The sequence below is a fragment of the Gelidibacter sp. genome (genome assembly GCF_035577925.1).
Lineage (GTDB): Bacteria > Bacteroidota > Bacteroidia > Flavobacteriales > Flavobacteriaceae > Gelidibacter.
Map to the genome: position 1 here is coordinate 1 of NZ_DATJCY010000031.1, position 2222 is coordinate 2222.

General features: G+C 35.6%; 2 protein-coding genes. Both read left to right on the top strand.

Annotation, left to right across the window (positions count from 1 at the left end):
• Positions 1-788: 788 nt before the first annotated feature.
• Positions 789-1646 carry a cupin-like domain-containing protein gene (locus VNJ50_RS00860; RefSeq protein ID WP_325578133.1) on the top strand — a complete coding sequence of 286 codons (858 nt, stop codon included), beginning with the start codon at positions 789-791 and terminating at the stop codon, positions 1644-1646.
• A 66-nt stretch (positions 1647-1712) separates the two neighbouring features.
• Positions 1713-2204: a DUF6646 family protein gene (locus VNJ50_RS00865; protein WP_325578135.1), complete on the top strand. Its 492-nt coding sequence runs from the start codon at positions 1713-1715 to the stop codon at positions 2202-2204.
• Positions 2205-2222: the final 18 nt, after the last annotated feature.

Here is a 2222-nt window from a genome sequence, read left to right on the forward strand (position 1 = left end):
CTAGTTAATCATTTTTTTTTATTTTTAGTATTCTTTTAAACGCAGTGATCAAAAATTATTTACGCGTATAATTTGTAGCATGTTTTTGACCTTATAAACCTAATCTGTATGATTTTATAATACCCATTACACGAATAAATACTGTTTGTTTTAAAGAATTTTATTCAACACTGTTTTTGTAGTCAAATTCTTATTGTTTTAATAGTCCACAAAATTAAGGCACCCGTCGCAACCCTTACCAACACTCACTTTTAGCCGTCCTTCGACAATCCTTCGACATTCCTCCCAATAAACCGCATTTTACCGAAGCTCACTCGAACAAGTGTCGAACAAAACCCCCTCAAAATCGGAAAAAGCAGACAATAGCGGATAAAACACGAAACCTTATTTTTTGTATGATATAATGCTGTACCTCACTTTATTTTTTAAGCCGCTTAAAAAACTCAAATGGCTGATTGAAAAGACCTATGGATAGCTTTAGGCCTAGTAAAATAGAAAAAACCAAGTGATCACGTGTTCTATAAACAAGCAATCTCTTCGGGGCATAAAAAACCATGCGTCTCACACCAAATTTAATACCACCAATAATAATAAAAAAGACAAAGTTCAATAAACCCACTGCGTTTTCGTTAGAGATCGCTGTGGGGTCCTTTTTGTTTTATTTGAAAGCAAAAAGATTTAACACACAGTCCGACCACACCTTAGCGGTGTAACACCCAAACATTTAACATTCCATTTAAAACATTTGACAACGATTCCTTAACTTTGCCGTTTTAAAACTCAATATTTTGGCACTAGACCTACAAGACATTCCTCGTGTAAAGACTATTACCAAGGAAGATTTTATAAAACATTATTTTAAACCTCAAAAACCAGTAGTTATTGAGCGTTTTATTGAAGATTGGCCAGCTTTTGATAAGTGGCGCCTGGATTATATTAAAGAAATTGCCGGCGATAAGATCGTACCACTCTATGACGATAGGCCGGTAACCCATGAGGACGGATTTAACGAACCGCACGCCAAAATGAAAATGGCAGATTATATTGATCTTTTGAAACGAGAGCCGACTAAATATCGGATTTTTTTATGGAATGTTTTAAAAGAAGTTCCGCAGTTGCAAAAGGACTATTCCTATCCTGATTTTGGACTTAAATTGATGAAAGGATTGCCCATGTTGTTTTTTGGCGGTCAAAACTCGCATACGTTTATGCATTATGATATTGATCTGGCGAATATTTTCCACTTTCATTTTGAAGGAAAAAAACTTTGCATTCTATTTGATCAAAAACAGAATGACTATTTGTATAAAATTCCGCATTCGTTGATTACACGTGAAGATATCGACTTTTCCAACCCTGATCTGGAAAAATGGCCCGCACTTAAAAAGGCCAAAGGCTATAAAACCGAATTGAACCACGGCGAAATACTCTACATGCCCGAAGGCTATTGGCACTATATGAAATATCTGACGCCAGGATTCTCCATGAGCTTGCGCGCCATTGCCAGAAATCCAAAAAACTTAGGAAAAGCGATTTATAACATTCTCATCATGCGGCATTTTGATAATATGATGCGAAAGTTTAAAGGTCAAAAATGGATTGACTGGAAAAACGAACAGGCCCTTTTAAGAACGCAAAAGAGTTAAGACAAACCGTATTCCGTTTTAAAAAACATGGTTATCTTTGCCAAAATTTAAAATTAAAAAATTATAATGAAAAAACTAATTGTGATCCTAAGCTTTTTAAGCATTTCATTAGTACATGCACAAGCTTTTAAAGGCAATACCGACAACAAGATGCAGATAGGTGTTAACCTACAGGACAAAGCCACAGGAATTAATTTAACCTACGACTATGGCCTTGGCGAAAATATTTCTGTTGGTGTTTCCGGTGCCTATGCCCTAAGTATAAAAGAGGGATTGGATGCCGATTTTGGACAACGTATTGATCTTAAAGGTCGTTTTAACGCACACTTAGGAAGTGTTTTAAATGTTGATGAAAATTTTGACTTTTATCCAGGACTAAACTTAAGCTTAAAGAATTTTGGTGGGCACGTTGGCGCACGTTATTTTTTCTCGGAAGGCTTTGGAATTTATGCCGAAACAGCATTTCCATTGGCAAGATACAAGACCAACATCACTAATCCCGCAGACAAAATACACAATCAATTTGTGCTTAATATAGGCGCAACATTTAGCTTGTAAAATATTTAGATTAATTGA